This window comes from Nocardiopsis aegyptia, assembly GCF_013410755.1.
Lineage (GTDB): Bacteria > Actinomycetota > Actinomycetes > Streptosporangiales > Streptosporangiaceae > Nocardiopsis > Nocardiopsis aegyptia.
This window is the reverse complement of record NZ_JACCFS010000001.1, coordinates 339,050-355,316: the sequence shown is the minus strand read 5'-3', so window position 1 is coordinate 355,316 and position 16,267 is coordinate 339,050. Positions and strand designations below refer to the sequence as shown.

The following is a 16,267-nucleotide window of genomic DNA, read 5'->3' as shown; positions in this document are numbered from 1 at the left end:
GTGACCCTGGTCACCCCTGCTCCCTGGTTCCAGGAGGACGTGGAATGGTCGCCGCGCTGAGTTATGCCTCGGGTACGTCGTCGGTGCCCCTGCTGGGGGACACGGTCGGGAGCGACCTCGACCGCACGGTCGCCTGGTGCGCCGACCGCGACGCGCTGGTGGAGTGCCGCACCGGCCGGCGGTGGACCTACGCCGCACTGGCCGCGGAGGTGGACGCGCTCGCCCTGGGCCTGCACGCGGCCGGGGTCGCCAAGGGCGACCGCGTGGGCATCTGGGCGCCCAACTGCGCAGAGTGGGTGTTCACCCAGTACGCCACGGCCAAGCTCGGCGCGATCCTGGTCAACATCAACCCCGCCTACCGCGTCAGCGAACTGGAGTACGTCCTGCGCCAGGCCGGGGTGCGCACGCTGATCTCGGCCACCGAGCACAAGGGATCCGACTACGCCGCGATGATCGAGAGCGTGCGGCCGTCCTGCCCCGCGCTGCGCGACGTCCTGCTGCTCGGCGGACCGGAGTGGGCCGCACTCATGGAGCGGGGCCGGGCCGCCGATCCCGCGGTGCTCGCCGAGATCGCCCCGACGCTCGGCGCCGACGACCCCATCAATATCCAGTACACGTCCGGGACCACGGGCTTCCCGAAGGGCGCGACCCTGTCCCACCACAACATCCTCAACAACGGCTTCTTCGTGGGGGAACTGCTGCGCTACACCGAAGCCGACCGGATCTGTGTGCCCGTGCCCTTCTACCACTGCTTCGGCATGGTGATGGGCAACCTCGCGGCCACCAGCCACGGCGCCTGCGTGGTCATCCCCGCCCCGTCGTTCGAGCCCGGTGCCACCCTGGCGGCGGTGGCCGCGGAGCGGTGCACCTCGCTCTACGGGGTGCCGACGATGTTCATCGCCGAACTCAACGATCCGGGCTTCGCCGAGCACGACCTCTCCAGCCTGCGCACCGGGATCATGGCCGGGTCGCCGTGCCCGGTGGCGGTCATGAAGGAGGTCGTCGACCGGATGCACATGCCGGAGGTGACCATCTGCTACGGGATGACCGAGACCTCGCCGGTGTCCACCCAGACCCGCGGCGACGACAGCCTGGAGCGGCGGGTGTCCACGGTCGGCCGGGTGCACCCGCACGTGGAGGTCAAGGTCGTCGACCCCGCGACCGGCCTGACGGTTCCCAGGGGCACACCCGGCGAGCTGTGCACCCGCGGCTACTCGGTGATGCTCGGCTACTGGGACGAGCCGGACCGGACGGCGGAGGCGATCGACCGGGCGCGCTGGATGCACACCGGAGACCTGGCCGTGATGGACGACGACGGCTATGTCGCCATCACGGGGCGGATCAAGGACATGGTCATCCGGGGCGGGGAGAACATCTACCCCCGGGAGATCGAGGAGTTCCTGCACACCCACCCCGACATCGTCGACGCCCAGGTCGTCGGGGTCCCCGACGAGAAGTACGGGGAGGAGCTGATGGCCTGGATCAAGCCGGCGGAGGGCGCCGCGGAGATCACGGCGCGGTCCCTGCGGGAGTTCTGCGAGGGCAGGCTCGCCCACTACAAGGTCCCGCGCCACGTCCACCTGGTCGACGAGTTCCCGATGACCGTGACCGGCAAGATCCGCAAGGTCGAGATGCGCGAGCGCTCGGTGCGCCTCCTCGGCCTCGCGGCGCAGGAGGGGCCGGGGGAGTGAGTCCGCTCAGAGGGAGTCGATCCGCGAGACGATCGCGGCCACCTCCTCGCTGATCGACGGAGCCAGCGGGGCGTAGCCCGCGTCCTCGACCACCTCGGCGGCGTCCTCGCCGAGCGCGTGCAGCCAGAAGTCGCGCAGCGCGGCGCCGTCGCCGCCGTCGTAGCCGCACTCGAAGGCGAACACGTGGTTGATCCGCATGATCGGGTACGCGTCGCCCCCGACCGCGGACAGCCGGGCGGAGCCGTCGGAGGCCAGCTCGAGCTGCTCCGTCGCCTCCCGTACGGCGTCGGCTCCGGGCTCGACCGCGTTGTCGTGGTCGTTGACCACGGCCACGGCCGTCAGGTCGTTCTCCTCGACGTAGGCCGCGTTGACGAACCCGATGGCTCCGGGCTCCTGGAGGATCGTCTGGACCACGCCTTCATCACCGACGGCGGGCACCGCGACGTCGCCCCACTCCGACCCCGTGCCGTCCTCCGACATCTGCCAGGACTCGCCCCGCTCGGAGAGGAAGCGGCTGAACACCCGGGCCGTGGAGGCCTGGTCGTCATGGCGGACCGGGACGACCGCCAGGTCCGGCAGCTCGTCCGCCGACATCCTGTCACCGGCGAGGTCGCGGTAGTTGGCGGCCAGGCCGAGGTAGATCCGCTCCAGGTCGGTCGCGGACAGCTCCAACCCCTCCAGGTCCTCGTTCGCGTGCACGACGGCGACGGCCCCGGCGATAGCGGGGAACTGCACGACCGGGCAGTCGCGCGCCTGCTCGGCCTGGACGATCTCGGCCGCGTCGAGGGGGCGTTCGGAGGCGCCGAAGTCGACGTCGCCCTGGACGAACCGTTCCACTCCTGCCCCCGAACCGACGGAGTCGTAGGACACGGAGACCCCGGGCTGGCGCTCGGTGTACAGCTGCGACCACAGCTGCACGGCCTCGCCCACGTTGGTGGATCCGGCTCCGGTGAGCGTCCCCGAGAGGGCGCCCTCCTCCGCCAGGGCCGAGGGCACGTCCACCGTCTCGGGCTCGGTGGTGGTGACGGGGTCCTCCTCCCTGCCGTTCTGGCTCAGGAGGTAGGCGCCGCCGAGGCCGCCCAGGAGGGCGACGGAGAGCGCCCCGGCGGCACCGACGACCAGCGGCGCCCGGCGGCGGAGGCGTTCGGGGGCGCCGGACGCGGGCGGTCGTGCCGCCACCGCGCCGGGTGGGACCGGCGGGGTCGGCGGGGCCGCGGGGTTCGGCTGGGCGGCCACGAGGGTCGGGGCCGGGGCCTGTGCCTGCTCCCCGGGCCAGTGGGCGCGGATCAGCCCGTCGACGAGCGTGGTGTCGTCGGTCCCGCGCTCGGCGGCCGGGTCCGGGCCCACGATCTCGTGCAGGAGCCACGCGGCCCGCGGCCGGCGCGCCGGGTCCTTGTCGAGCGCGGCCGTCACGGGCGCGGACAGCTCCTCCGGCAGGCCCTCCAGATCCGGTTCCTCGTTGAGGATCCGGTACATCAGCGTCTCGGCACCGCCGGAGCCGAACGGCACGCGCCCGGTGGCGGCGTAGGCGACCATCGCGCCCCAGGCGAAGACGTCGGCCTCGGGTCCGCTGACACCGCGGTAGCGCTCGGGGCTGAGCCACGCGGGCGACCCCACCAGTCCGCCGGTCCGGGTCAGCCCCGTCTCGTCCGCGGCTCGCGCGATCCCGAAGTCCAGCACCTTGGGTCCGTCCGGGGCGAGGATGACGTTGTCCGGCTTGAGGTCGCGGTGCACGATCCCGGCCGCGTGGATCGCGGCGATCGCCTCGGCCATCCCGGCCGCGACGACCCTGGTCTGTTCGAGGGGGAGCCGGCCGCCGTCGCGCACACGCAGGCGCAGGGTCGGCCCGGGGAGGTAGGCGGTGGCGTACCAGGGCAGCCCGGCGTCGGTGTCGTAGGCCAGCACGGGCGCGATGCAGCGGGCGCGTACCCGGTGCATGAGCGCGATCTCGCTGGCGAAGCGGGTGCGGAACTCCGGGTCGTGCGCGTACTCCGCCCGTACGACCTTGATCGCGACCCAGGCCCCCGCGGGGTCGGTGGCCGCCAGGACCACGCCCATGCCGCCCGCGCCGAGCCTGCCGTGGACCGTGAACGGCGGGAACTCCCGGGGGTCGGTCGGTTGCAGCGGGCTGAGCCCTGGCGGAACACGGGGCGGCGGGGCCATCGGAGTCCTCGGGGTCGGGGGCCTGTGTCCCGCCGCGCGTCGTCGTGAGGGCGGCGGGAGGAGGTCGGTCACGCCCTTGGACGCCGCCGGGACGGTGTTCGTTCACCGTAGCCGTGTCCGAAGCGGTGCGCCGCGCGCGTGACGTGGATCACCGGACTCGCGCTTGTCGGATACCCCCTAGGGGTATACATTCCGCAGTATGAAGACGAACTCCCCAGAACACGGACACCACGCACACCACGACAGCCCGCACGGCCACGAGCACACCGGCCATGAGGACCACCACGGTCACGCCGTTCACGTGGGTCACGATGGTCACCATGGGCACGCGGGTCACACCGCCCACACCGGTCATGGCGGGCACGGGGACCATGTGGGGCAGTTCCGCCGACTGTTCTGGGTGATGCTGGCCCTGGCCGTGCCCACGGTCCTGCTGAGCGGGATGTTCGCGGGCCTCGTCGGCTACACCGTCCCCGCCCTGCCCGGCGTGGAGTGGGTGTCCCCGCTGGTCGGCACGGTGATGTTCCTCTGGGGCGGCAAACCCTTCCTGGCCGGGGCCGTCGGCGAGGTTCGAGCGCTGCGCCCCGGCATGATGCTGCTGATCGCGCTGGCCGTCACCGTCGCCTTCGTGTCCTCCTGGGGCGCGAGCCTGGGAGTGATCTCCCACGAGCTCGACTTCTGGTGGGAACTGGCCCTGCTCATCGTGATCATGCTCCTCGGGCACTGGATCGAGATGCGCTCCCTGGCCCGGACCTCCTCGGCCCTGGAGTCGCTGGCCGCCCTGCTGCCCGACGAGGCGGAGAAGGTCGTCGGCGCCGACGTCGTCACCGTGGCCCCGTCCGACCTGGCCGTCGGCGACACCGTGATCGTGCGCCCCGGCGGCCGTGTCCCGGCCGACGGCGAGGTCGTCGAGGGCACCGCCGACGTCGACGAGTCGATGATCACCGGCGAGTCCCGCCCCGTCAGCCGCGGGCCCGGTGCCCCGGTCGTCGCCGGAACCGTCGCCACCGACACCGCGCTGCGCGTGCGCGTCACCGCCGTCGGGGACGACACCGCCCTGGCCGGTATCCGGAAGCTGATCGCCGACGCCCAGAACTCCTCCTCGCGGACCCAGCGCCTCGCCGATCGGGCCGCAGGCTGGCTCTTCTGGTTCGCCCTGGTCGCCGGCGCCCTGACGCTGGGCGTGTGGACCCTGCTCGGCACGCCCGACGAGGCGCTCGTCCGGACCATCACCGTCCTGGTCATCGCCTGCCCGCACGCCCTCGGGCTCGCCATCCCGCTCGTCGTCTCCATCGCCACCGAGCGAGCCGCCAAGGGCGGGGTCCTGATCAAGGACCGCCTCGCGCTGGAGAGCACGCGGACCGCCGACACCGTCCTGTTCGACAAGACCGGCACCCTGACCAAGGGCGAGCCGACCGTCACGCACGTCGAAACCGTGGGCGGGCGCGGCACGGACGAGGTCCTGGCCCTGGCCGCCGCCGTCGAGGCCGACAGCGAGCACCCGCTGGCCGGAGCCGTCGTGGCGGCCGCGCGCCGGCGCGGCCTCGACGTCCCGCGGGCGACGGACTTCCGCGCCGCCACCGCCGTGGGCGTCTCCGGGAACGTCGGCGGCGCCCGGATCGGCGTGGGCGGACCCGCGATGCTCGCCGACCACGGCGCGGGGGAGGTGGCCGCCGCCCAGGGCTGGAAGGAGGAGGGGGCGATCATCCTGCACGTGCTCGCCGACGGAGAGGTCATCGGCGCGCTGGCCCTGGCCGACGAGGTCCGGGAGGAGTCCCGCGAGGCCGTGCGGGCGCTGCACGCCCTGGGCGTGCGGGTCGTGATGATCACCGGCGACGCCGAGGCGGTCGCCCACGCCGTCGCCGACGACCTGGGGATCGACCAGGTGTTCGCCGGGGTCCGCCCCGAGGACAAGGGCGCGAAGGTCGCCGAGCTCCAGCGGCAGGGCCGCCGGGTCATCATGGTCGGCGACGGCGTCAACGACGCGCCGGCGCTGGCCCAGGCCGACGTCGGACTCGCCATCGGTGCCGGAACGGACGTGGCCATCGCCTCGGCCGGGGTGATCCTGGCCGGCGACGACCCGCGCTCGGTGCTCTCGGTCATCGAGCTCTCACGGGCCGGCTACCGCAAGATGCGGCAGAACCTGTGGTGGGCCGCCGGGTACAACCTGGTCTCCGTGCCGCTGGCCGCCGGCGTGCTGGCCCCGGTCGGGTTCGTCCTGCCGATGGCGGTCGGCGCGGTCCTGATGTCGCTGTCCACGGTCGTCGTCGCGCTCAACGCCCAGCTCCTGCGCCGGCTCGACCTGGCTCCGGGCACGAGCGCCCGGGCCGCCCTGCGGGCCGCGGAGGCTCCCCGCGAGGCGGCGCGTGCCTAGGGCGGGTATCCGCCGCCCACGCCCTGGACCCGCCCCGCTCGGCCCGGGGTCCCGTCCCCTCCAGGAGGCGGGACCCCGGGCCGCCGTCGTGCACGGCGGATCAGTCGCGCGTCCACGCCGACGGGTAGGCCGGGACGGGGGCGCGCAGCTCCGCCGCCGCGCTGTACCACCAGGGGGCGGCGCACACCGCCGCCGCGACGACCGGCCACACCGGGCTCCAGGGCACGAACACGCCCAGGAGCATCACGACCGGGAAGACCAGCGAGAACACCCACCGGGGCCACACGTGCCGCCGCCGGCCCAGGAACGGGGCGACGGTCGCGGCCGTCCTGCGCTTCCACACCCCGCCCAGGACGACCGGGGTGAACACGAACGGCAGGACGGTGAGCGGGAACTCGCCCTCCTGCTGCCAGACCAGGCCGAGCAGCGTCACCGCCACGGCGGCCGCCCCGCCGGCGAACAGGCCCATGCCCGCGCAGAAGAGCGCGTACGCGCGGCGCAGGCGCACCACCACCGTCCAGTGCTCCCGCCACGCCCGCTCGCCCAGGGGCGTGCCGATGAGTCCCTCCATCCGGATCCAGGACACCACGGCCTGGTTGATGAGGGGCAGCTCCCGAGGCTGCTGCGGCGGCGCGGTCACACGGCCTCCAGGGGAAGGGGGCGGGGCGGCCGGGGCCGCTCGGAACAGCGACCACCCTATACACGGGCGTCTCGGACATGGCCGGTACCATCGGCGTCCTCCGTCCGCCCCGAGCCCCCAGGAACCGTATGGCCTCCTCCGCCCGTGACCGCGCCGACCTCCTCGACCGGATCCTGTACGAGACCGGGGCCGCCGACGGCATCGGCGGCGCCGTGCGCCGGGCCCGAACCGCTCTGGACGAGTGGCCCGACGGCGACCCCTGGCCGCACTACGTCCTGGCCATGGCGTTGGGCGGGCTGTTCCAGGAGAGCGGGGACCGGACCGACCTGGAGTCCGCCCGCGAACACCTGGCCGAGGCGATCCGGCTCGGCGGGCGCGAGGACCCCGACGCCGCGCTGTTCCGCCAGCAGTGCGCCGCCCTGGAGTCCGGCCGGTGGGCGGCCGCCAACGCCGCGAACCCCGACGCCGACCCGGACGAGCTGCGCGGGGCCCTGCGCATGGCCCGTGAGGCGCTGGACATGACGGAGCCGGGCAGTCCGCACCTGTCGATGCGCCTGGCACAGGTCGCGGAGCTGCTCGTCCAGGTGGAGGGCCCCGAGCGGCTGGCGGAGTCGCTCCGGCTGTCCGAGCGGGCGCTGGAGGACGCCCACCCGGACGATCCGCGCATGTCCCGCTACCAGCAACTGCACGCGACGCTCCTGCAGGCCCGCGCCGAGCACGAGAACGACCGCGCCCTGGCCGACCACGCGGAGGTCTCCGCGGTCCGGGCGGGCCATCTCGCCCCCGCCTACGACCCCATGCAGGCGCGGATCATCGGCACGCTCCAGCGCGCCCGCGCATTCAGGTCCGGCTGAAGGGTCGGTTCCGGGCGACCCGGTCGACCGCGAACCCCCGGGCCCCCGGGGCGAGCGCGGCCAGGCCCGGCGCGGCGAAGCACAGCAGGGCGCAGGCCACCAGGACCGCGTCGGTACCGAACGCCTGCGCGGCCGGGGCGATCAGTGCCAGCCCCACGGGCGCGAAACCGTAGGAGAACAGGAAGTCCAGTGAGGACACCCGCGCGAGCTTGCCCGGCTCCACCTCGCGCTGGGCGGCGGTGAACCACGGGACGTTGAACAGCTCGACCCCCACGCCCACCACCGCGTAGGCGGCGAACACCACGATCGGGCCCACGGGCAGGATGAGGCTGAGCGGGGCCAGCCCGTACAGCGCGAGCCCGGCCAGCGCCGTCCAGCCCTGGTGGCGCGGTGTCCAGCGGGCGACGATCACCGCGCCGAGCAGCGCGCCACCGGTGTAGGCGGTCAGGGCGCCCGCCAGGACGGCCTCGGTGCCGTAGTGGTCGCGGCTGGCCAGCGGCAGCAGCACGCTCGTGGAGGAGTAGCCCGCGGCGATGACGACGGTGAGCGCGCCGAGCCCGGCCAGGAACCAGGGGTGGCGCCGCGCCTCGGCCAGCCCTTCGAGGAACTCGGTGTGGAAGGGCGCCCGGTCGGCGCGGGGGGCGGCGGTGTGCGAGCCCGGACCCGGCAGGAGCGCGGCGGCGAGCCAGAACAGCGCCGTGACCAGCAGCAGGGGAGCGGTGCCCATCACCGTGGCCAGCAGGGCGGTCAGGCCCGGGGCCAGCAGGGTGGTCACGCGTACGGAGAAGGTGATGGCGGCGTTGGCCCGCTGACGGTCGTCGGGGTCGACGACCTCGGCGGTCAGGGCCTGGAAGGCGGGGCGGCAGGCGCCCTGGCCGGCGCCCACGACCAGCGCGGCGGCGGCCATCAGCGCGGGCGGTGTGTCCAGGCCGGCGACCATGACCGGGGTCGCGGCGGCGGCGAGCAGGCCGGACCACAGCACGACCGCGCGGCGCGAGTGCCGGTCGGCGAGGAGCCCTCCGAGCGGGACCGCGACGAGGAAGCCGGCGGTGCGGGCGGCCAGCACCAGGCCCAGGTGGACGGCGGTGAGCGTTCCGTCCAGGACGGCGAGGCCGAGGATGAAGGGCATGGCCCAGGTCGCCAGCCCGGAGGCGGTGGTCGCGCACCACAGGCGCACGAACCGGGGGTGGCGCAGTAGCGGGGGCCGGGGCCTGGTCGCGTTCGGCGGCGTCGGCGAAGGCACGAGTCGTCTCTCATCTCTGTGCGTGTACGGGTGGTCACCCCACCCTAGTGAAAACGATTATCAGTTGCGAGTTGGGCGATGGTCGAGTCCGCCCGCTCGCGGCCTCGTCCTCGTCGCCGTGTGTGGTGCCAGGTTCGCGCCGGGTGTCCTCCTCTGTTCGGGCTCAGAGTGACAACGATTTTCATTTCCTCTATAGTGGCCGCGAGTGAGGGCCCGGTGACCACGGACCCGCCACCGCATGGTCCGGCGTCCGGAGGGGAAGGGCACGCATGTCCGGTCCGGGCGTCCCAGCCCCGCTCCCGCCCCCGCCCGCTCCGAGACCGCCGAACCACCCCATCCTCGAAAGGACACGCGTGGATCGCTCCCTGATCGCACGACTCCCGCTCCCGCTCCCCGCCGAGCGGATCATCGCCCTCAACCAGCCCAAGGTCGACCTGCACACGCACCGACGCTACGACTGGAACGGGTGGGAGTTCGACGTTCCCCCCGGTGTGTTCCTCCCCGGCGCCACCAGCCGCATGATCCACCAGCGCCTCCTGGACGACGACATCGACGTACGCGGGCGCCACTACGTCGCCATGGGGTCCGGACTGGGCGTCGAGGCGGTCGTGGCCGGCCTGCGCGGGGCGCGCACCGTCCACGCCGTCGACGTCCACCCCGCCAGCGTCCGCGCGACCGAGGACAACTACCGCCGCCTCGTCGACGGTGCCGCCGACACCGCGACCGCGTTCGTCCCGGTGGTCGCCGACGTCTTCGACGGCTTCCCCGAGGGCGTACGGGCCGACGTCGTCACCTTCAACCCGCCCGCGGTGAGCCAGTCCGTCAGCGACGACCCCGACATCGTCCGCAACGTCTGCGCGGGCGCCCCCGTCATCGACGCCTTCTTCACCCAGATCGCCGAGCGCGACCTGCTGGCGCCCGGGGGAGCGGTCTACTTCGTCGCCTCCAACACCGCCGACCTGCGCCACATCGTCGGCCACGCCCTGGACACCGGGTTCACCCCCCACGTCCACCACCTCCACGACTGGGAGGACGGCGTCCTGACCTACCTGTTCCGCTTCACCCGGGAGAACGCCCGGTCCACCCGGGAGGACGCCCGATGAGGAACCTCGACTCCCTCTTCGCGTCCGTGCTCGCCACCCCCGACCTGCCCGCGGCCACCAGCGTCTTCTGGGTCCACCACGGCACCCGCCTGCCCGGAGGCGACGTCACCTACCTCAACCAGTACGTCCTGGTCCGGGTCGGCCGCGCCTTCGGCGCCTGCGCGTTCGAGGCCGGGCAGATCGACCCGTCGGTGTGCGCCGACCTCTCCGGGCGCCCCCTCGCCGACCTCCTGCGCGACGGCGACGACGCCCTGCCCGCGCCCCTGCGCGTGGCCGCCCTGGACGCCTACCTCGCCCAGGCCGAGCCGCACGCCCTCGACCCCCGCGCCGAGGCCGCCACCCTGCCCCTGGGCACCCCCCTGGAGCGCGCCCTGGCCCGCGACGCCGCCATCGCCGGGCTCCTGCCCGAACCGGAGGGCCGCAAGGTCGCCCTCATCGGCGTCGTCAACCCGCTCGTGGCCGCCATCCGCGAACGCGGCGGCGAGTGCCTGCCCTGCGACCTCAACCTGCGCACCACCCAGTGGGGCGACACCGTCACCACCGACATGGACGAGGTCCTGGACACCGCCGACGCCGTCGTGGCCACCGGCATGACCCTGGGCAACGGCAGCTTCGACCACATCCTCGCCCGCTGCCGCGAGCGCGGCCTGCCCCTGGTCGTCTACGCGCAGAGCGGCAGCGCCGTCGCCCGCGCCTTCCTCGGACACGGGGTCACCGCGGTCTCCGCCGAGCCCTTCCCCTTCTCCCAGTTCAGCGCGGACCCCACCGCCCTCTACCGGTACCGGACGGAGAACGACCAGTGACGACCGGCCTGGGGCAGGCCACCTGCCACCATGGCGAACTCCTCCAGGGCGTTTTCCTCGACGACAACGGCCACCCCGTCCGGGGCCTGGTCACGCTGCCGATGGCCGACCCCCTCACCCGCGCGGAGTTCACCCCCCGGCCCGGCACGGGTCCGCACCGCATCGCGGTCGACCCGCCGGGCCGGGACAAGGCGGTGCGCGCCGCGGCCCTGGCCGTGGCCGAGTGCGCCCGGGCCACGGGCCGGACCCCCACCGGCGGGGACCTGCGCCTCACCGGCGGCCTGCCCGCCGGCCTGGGGCTGGGCTCCTCCACCAGCGACGTCACCGCGGCCATCCGCGCGGTCGCCGACGCCTACGGGGCACTGATGCGCCCGGCGTCGGTGGCGCGGACGGCCGTGGCGGCCGAGGGCGCCTCCGACCCCGTCATGCTGGGCGAGCGGCCCGTGCTGTTCGCCCAGCGCGAGGGGCGCGTGCTGGAGGACCTGGGGGCGGCGCTGCCCGAACTCGCCGTGGTCGGCTGCCTGACCGGCCACGGGCGCCCGGTCGACACCATGCGCCTGCCCGGCACCGTGCGGAGCCGGGACGCCGCCGTCTACGAACGGCTGCGGACCGCCCTGCGCGCGGCCGTCGCCGACGGCGACGCGGCGGAGGTCGGCCGGGTGAGCACCGAGAGCGCCATCCTCAACCAACGGGTTCTACCCAAGGAGGAGTTGGGGAAGATCAGGGGCGTCGCCCGCCACTGCGAGGCGGTCGGCATCCAGGTCGCGCACAGCGGCAACGTCGCCGGTGTGCTGTTCGACGCCACCGTTCCCGATCTGAGCGCCCGGATCGAAGCTGCGGTCTCCCGACTGCGGAGCGAAGGGCTCACGCCCACCCGGGTCTTCTCCACCCCCTCCAGGACCGACGGAGAACGAACTTGGACAACCACGTATGCGACGCACTCGGCCGACCTGACCTGATCGACCTGGGCGAGGGCCTGGTGTGCCTGCGATTCGAGTCGATGAAGGTGGTGTCCGCCCTGGCGGCCGTCCGCCACCTGCTCGACACCGGCGCCGTCCGCCCCGGCGACACCCTGATGGACAGCTCCAGCGGTATCTACGCCTACGGCCTCGCCCTGGCCTGCCACCGCTACGGGCTGCGCTGCCACATCATCGGTTCCACGACCATCGACCACGTGACCCGCGTCCAGCTCGACGTCCTGGGGGCGACCCTGGAGCAGATGCCGCCCTCGGACGACCTGCGCCTGGACCAGAGCAGAAGGGTGGCGCGGGTCCGGGAGGTGCTGCGCGAGCACCCCGACTACCACTGGATGCGCCAGTACCACGACTCCATCCACTACCTGGGCTACCGCGAGGTCGCCGACCGCGTGGCCGCGGAGACCGGAACCGGACCGCTCACCGTCGTGGGCGGCGTGGGATCGGGGGCCTCCACGGGGGCGCTGGCGACCTACCTGCGCGAGCGCGACCCCGGCACGCGGCTCGTGGGCGTCCAGCCCTTCGGCAGCGTCACCTTCGGCAGTGACGAGGTCGAGGACCGCGGCATGATCATCGCGGGCATCGGCAGCTCCATCCCCTTCGGCAACGTCGACCACACCCTCTACGACACCGTCCACTGGACCGGGTTCGAACCGGCCCTGGCCGGAAGCGTCGACCTGCTGCGCCGCCACGCGGTGTTCGCGGGCCTGTCCACCGGTGCCGCCTACCTCATCGCCCGGTGGGAGCGGCTGCGAGATCCCGGGCGGCGGGTGGTGTTCGTGGCCGCCGACACCGGTCACCGCTACGTCGAACCGGTCTTCGCCCGCCACGCGGAGGCCGAGCCGGTCGAGGACCTGGCTCCCACGGCCGTCCACGACCTCGCCGACCTGGCTCCGCCGTGGTCGCGCATGGAATGGGGGCGCGCCAAGCCCCCGGCCCAGGGCGTGTACGCCGACGACCACTCGGCCGCACACGGCTGAGGCCGCGGGGCCGCGGGGCCCGCCCGGCCGGTCGGCGGGCCTCCGCGGCGCGGCATCGCGCCCGGACGCGCTCAGCGGTGGGCGACCGGCTAGGGTGCGCTGGTCCCGCCCATGGCGCGGCGTCCGGTGACGCCCGCCCCCGACGAGAGGTTCCGATGCTCAGACTGCGCCCCTGGCGGCGCCGGGACACGATCGGCGCGCAGCGCCTGGCCCGGGACCTGTGGCCGGCGGGGCCGCACCCGGGCGGACTGGGCTGGGAGGCCGCCACCGGCCAGTTGCCCCGCCGCACGGTCGTGGCCCTGCGCGGGCGCCGCGTCGTGGGCTGGGCCGGTGTCTCGCGCGGCGAGATCCTGGTCCGGGGCGCTTCGGCGGACGCCGCGGCCGGCCGACGGCTCCTGGAGTGGGCTCTGCGCACGGCGGGGGAGCGGGACCTGCGGATCCCCGTGGAGCACGGCGACCACGCCCTGGGCGCGCTCGTGGCCGGCGCCGGGTTCGTGCCGGACGGCGGCGATCCCGTGGCGTGGATGGTCCGGGACGCGTCCGGGGAGGGGCCGGTGTGGCCGGAGGGGTACCGGGTGCGGCCCGTGCGCCGGGGCGAGGACGCGGCCCGGGTCGCCGTGCACCGCGCGGCCTGGCGGCCCGCCGACATGCCGTGGGCCCCGCACGTCCTGGACCGCGTCGATCCGGCCGCCACCAGCGGCTTCACCCCCGCGCGCCTGGCGCGCCTACGCCGGGCGCTGCTCTTCGACCCGGAGCTGGACCTGGTCGTCGAGGCACCCGACGGGTCGCTGGCGGCCTGCGCCACCGTGTGGTGGGACGCGCGCGGCGGGTGCGCCGAACTCGAACCCGTCGGCGTGGTCCCCGCGCACCGGCGGCGCGGCCTGGCCGCCGCGCTGGCCCGGCACGCGTGTGTGGAGGTGGCGCGCCGCGGCGGCCGGCAGGTCTTCGTCAACTCCCGCCCCATGGAGGTGTACCCGGCCCCCTCCGCCGCCTACCTCAGGGCGGGGTACGCGCCGGTCGAGCGCGGCCGGCACCACGTGCGCCGCGCGGCTACTTGAGCGTGGCGACCCCGTGGCGCCAGTAGCCGACGAAGGTGATGTGGGCCTTGGGAACGCCGTGCTCGCGCACCAGGCTGCGCCGCAGGCCGGTCGGCAGGTTCTTCTCCCCGGCGACGAAGCAGTAGGTCGTGGCCCGGGGCGGCTCGGCCGAACGGGCGGTCTCCAGGGCCAGCCGCCCCGGCAGGGCCTCCTCGTCCTGGCGGGCGAGCCAGTGCACGCGCACGCCCTCGGGTGCCTTGACGTCGCGGATGTCGTCGGCGGAGGGCACCTCCAGGTAGACGTCGGCGCGCAGGTCCTCGGGGGCCTGCTCGACGATCGACAGCAGGGCCGGGACCGCGCTCTCGTCGCCCACCAGCAGCTGGGAGTCGGTGCCCTCGGGCGGCAGGTAGTAGTAGCCCTCCGGGAAGAGGCCGACCTCGTCGCCGGGCTCGGCCCGGGGCGCCCAGGCCGAGGCCGGGCCGCCGTCGCCGTGGGCGACGAACTCGATGTCCAGCTCCAGGCGGTCGGGGTCGAAGCGGCGCGCGGTGTAGTTGCGTACGACGGGACGCTCGGCGGCGGGCATCAGGTAGTACTGGGCGATCCACCCGTTGTGGGCGGCCGTGGGCATGCGCAGGGCGCTCTGCCCGGGGCGGGGGAGGAAGACCTTGACGCACTGGTCGAACCCCAGGAAGGGGAAGTCGGCGAGTTCGTCGCCCCCGAGCGTGACGGTGATGAAGTGGGGCGTGGTGCGCTCGGTGCGGACGACGCGGGTGCGCACCATGGCGCGGTGTTCGGGCTGCTGGATGCGCAAGGGGATGACCTCGTTCCGGGGATCGCGACGGGGGTCGACGGGGGCGCCGACGCGGATGTCGGCGAGTAGAATGAGGTAAGCCTAGCCTAACTGCGACGCGCGATGCGTGCCGCGCGCTCGGACGTCCACACCGCCGCCACGACCAGGGCGCACCCGGCCAGTTGGACCGGTGCGGCGCGCTCGCCCAGCAGCAGCGCGCCCGCGCCGACCGCGAGCACGGGCGGCAGGACCAGCACCGCCGCCCCCGGCCTCGGTGCCAGGCGGGGCAGGGCCGCACCCACCAGGATCCAGGTCAGCACCTGTCCGGTCAGGGCCGGCAGGGCCAGCCGGCCCCACGCCCCCGGGGCCGGCGAGGCCAGGTCGATCCCGCTCCACCACGCGCCCAGCACGCCCGCCGACAGTGCTCCCGCCAGGGTCGCCACGCACACCGGGGTGGCGGTGTGCCCGCTGCCCCCGCCCAGACGGGACAGGAACAGGTAGCCCGCGTAGGCCGCACCCGCCGCGCAGCCGTAGACCAGGCCCAGCACCGGATCGCCCTCGGCGGTCGGGGGCCGGTGATCCCGGCGGCCAGGGCCACCCCCGCCAGCATGACCGGCGCGGCCACCAGGAAGGACCGCCGGACCGGTGTGCCGGTGAACACCGGCGCCAGCAGGGGGAAGACCACGAGCTGGGCGTTGAGGAGCACGGTGGCGATGCCCTGCCCGCCGGGCACCGGCTGTCCGGGCGGACCCGCGTCGACCCGGCCGACCTGGCGGCGGAGTCCTGGGCCGGCTGCCCGCCCGGGACCGAGCCGCACGAGGCGATGCTCCAGGCCCTGCGCGGCTGTGGCGTGGAACCCCGCGTGCGGTACGCCCTGAAGGAGCTGCCCACCCAGCTGGCGCTGGTGGCGGCCGGAGTGGCGGTCGTGCTCATGCCCGACCTGGGGCGGTGGCCCTCGCCCGAGGGCGTGGTGTTCCGGCCCCTGGACCCGCCGGTGCGCCGCTCGATCCGGGCGGTGTGGCGCACCGACGCCGAGACCCCGGCCGTGCGCGCCTGCGTCGACGCCCTCACCGCACAGGCGGCTCAGCCCGAGGCCGTGTGTGGTGGGCTCCCCTGGGTGAGCAGGCCCCACGGGCGGTCGGCCGCCCAGGGTGCGCGCGCGGTAGGGCGCGGGCCGAGGAGGGTCAGCGGGCGGCGTCGGGCGCGTCGTCCAGGTCCTCGGTGTCGACCCGGCGCAGCACGCGGGGGAGCTCGCCGAAGTCGATCAGCCCCGCCAGCACGCGGGTCATGTCGCCCACCCCGGGGTCGCGGACGATGAGGGAGTCGACGCACCAGAAGTAGCGCCCCTCCAGGTGCTCTCCCGTCTCGGCGTCCTTGGCCATCAGCCGCTCGACCTCGGCGAGGGTGAACAGGGTTCCGCTCCAGCGCGTCCCGTCCGCGAGCTCGACCACGACGTCCACGTTGTCGACGAGCGTCAGGTCCTCGTCGGGGTCGGGCAGGTACAGGGCCGTGAAACCGTCCCCGTCCACCCGGTACCACGGACCGTCCCAGTGCCCGGTCAGTTCGCTGTGGCTCATGCCGACAGTGTGCCCGCGCACCCCGAGGGGCCTAACCC

General features: G+C 74.5%; 14 protein-coding genes and 1 pseudogene. 9 read left to right on the top strand and 6 right to left on the bottom strand.

Features of this window, described 5'->3' with window-relative positions:
* The first annotated feature begins 44 nt into the window (after positions 1-44).
* Positions 45-1,691, top strand: a complete 1,647-nt coding sequence (locus tag HNR10_RS01625; RefSeq protein ID WP_179820269.1) for an AMP-binding protein — start codon at positions 45-47, stop codon at positions 1,689-1,691.
* Between the two features lie 6 nt (positions 1,692-1,697).
* Here HNR10_RS01625 and HNR10_RS01620 read toward each other — a convergent pair whose 3' ends face one another.
* Complete coding sequence (locus HNR10_RS01620) at positions 1,698-3,854, bottom strand: substrate-binding domain-containing protein (RefSeq protein WP_179820267.1); 2,157 nt, start codon at positions 3,852-3,854, stop codon at positions 1,698-1,700.
* Between the two features lie 199 nt (positions 3,855-4,053).
* Here HNR10_RS01620 and HNR10_RS01615 point away from each other — a divergent pair, with 199 nt between their 5' ends.
* Complete coding sequence (locus tag HNR10_RS01615; RefSeq protein WP_179820266.1) at positions 4,054-6,228, top strand: heavy metal translocating P-type ATPase; 2,175 nt, start codon at positions 4,054-4,056, stop codon at positions 6,226-6,228.
* Between the two features lie 100 nt (positions 6,229-6,328).
* Here HNR10_RS01615 and HNR10_RS01610 read toward each other — a convergent pair whose 3' ends face one another.
* Positions 6,329-6,868, bottom strand: a complete 540-nt coding sequence (locus HNR10_RS01610) for a hypothetical protein (RefSeq protein WP_312889041.1) — start codon at positions 6,866-6,868, stop codon at positions 6,329-6,331.
* 128 nt (positions 6,869-6,996) lie between these two features.
* On the opposite strand from HNR10_RS01610, the gene HNR10_RS01605 reads away from it, so the two are divergent.
* Positions 6,997-7,722 (top strand): hypothetical protein, encoded by a 726-nt coding sequence (locus HNR10_RS01605; RefSeq protein WP_179820264.1) that lies wholly within the window; start codon positions 6,997-6,999, stop codon positions 7,720-7,722.
* Here the strand turns inward: HNR10_RS01605 and HNR10_RS01600 are convergent.
* A complete protein-coding gene (locus HNR10_RS01600; RefSeq protein ID WP_179820262.1) occupies positions 7,709-8,965 on the bottom strand; it encodes an MFS transporter in 1,257 nt (418 codons plus the stop codon). The two genes, HNR10_RS01605 and HNR10_RS01600, sit on opposite strands and share 14 nt — an antisense overlap.
* 353 nt (positions 8,966-9,318) lie before the next feature.
* Between HNR10_RS01600 and HNR10_RS01595 the strand changes: the two genes are divergently transcribed.
* From HNR10_RS01595 to HNR10_RS01575, 5 genes are all read left to right on the top strand, one after another.
* A complete protein-coding gene (locus HNR10_RS01595) occupies positions 9,319-10,068 on the top strand; it encodes a class I SAM-dependent methyltransferase (RefSeq protein ID WP_179820260.1) in 750 nt (249 codons plus the stop codon).
* Positions 10,065-10,871, top strand: a complete 807-nt coding sequence (locus HNR10_RS01590) for a Rossmann-like domain-containing protein (protein WP_179820259.1) — start codon at positions 10,065-10,067, stop codon at positions 10,869-10,871. Before HNR10_RS01595 ends, HNR10_RS01590 begins: the two co-directional genes overlap by 4 nt.
* Positions 10,868-11,830: a GHMP family kinase ATP-binding protein gene (locus HNR10_RS01585; protein ID WP_179820257.1), complete on the top strand. Its 963-nt coding sequence runs from the start codon at positions 10,868-10,870 to the stop codon at positions 11,828-11,830. The genes HNR10_RS01590 and HNR10_RS01585 overlap by 4 nt, the downstream gene beginning before the upstream one ends.
* Entirely contained in the window at positions 11,788-12,825 is a 1,038-nt protein-coding gene (locus HNR10_RS01580; RefSeq protein WP_179820255.1) for a pyridoxal-phosphate dependent enzyme, read from the top strand. Before HNR10_RS01585 ends, HNR10_RS01580 begins: the two co-directional genes overlap by 43 nt.
* Before the next feature lie 155 nt (positions 12,826-12,980).
* Positions 12,981-13,883: a GNAT family N-acetyltransferase gene (locus HNR10_RS01575; protein WP_179820254.1), complete on the top strand. Its 903-nt coding sequence runs from the start codon at positions 12,981-12,983 to the stop codon at positions 13,881-13,883.
* Here the strand turns inward: HNR10_RS01575 and HNR10_RS01570 are convergent.
* Positions 13,876-14,673 (bottom strand): siderophore-interacting protein, encoded by a 798-nt coding sequence (locus HNR10_RS01570; RefSeq protein ID WP_246406000.1) that lies wholly within the window; start codon positions 14,671-14,673, stop codon positions 13,876-13,878. The genes HNR10_RS01575 and HNR10_RS01570 overlap by 8 nt on opposite strands.
* 86 nt (positions 14,674-14,759) lie before the next feature.
* On the bottom strand, positions 14,760-15,200 hold the full coding sequence (locus HNR10_RS30960; protein WP_312889040.1) for a DMT family transporter: 441 nt from the start codon (positions 15,198-15,200) through the stop codon (positions 14,760-14,762).
* A 140-nt stretch (positions 15,201-15,340) separates the two neighbouring features.
* Between HNR10_RS30960 and HNR10_RS30955 the strand changes: the two are divergent.
* A pseudogene (locus tag HNR10_RS30955) lies at positions 15,341-15,673 on the top strand (LysR substrate-binding domain-containing protein); the annotation flags it as partial.
* Between the two features lie 163 nt (positions 15,674-15,836).
* Here the strand turns inward: HNR10_RS30955 and HNR10_RS01560 are convergent.
* Positions 15,837-16,229 (bottom strand): hypothetical protein, encoded by a 393-nt coding sequence (locus tag HNR10_RS01560; RefSeq protein ID WP_179820252.1) that lies wholly within the window; start codon positions 16,227-16,229, stop codon positions 15,837-15,839.
* Positions 16,230-16,267 lie beyond the last annotated feature (38 nt).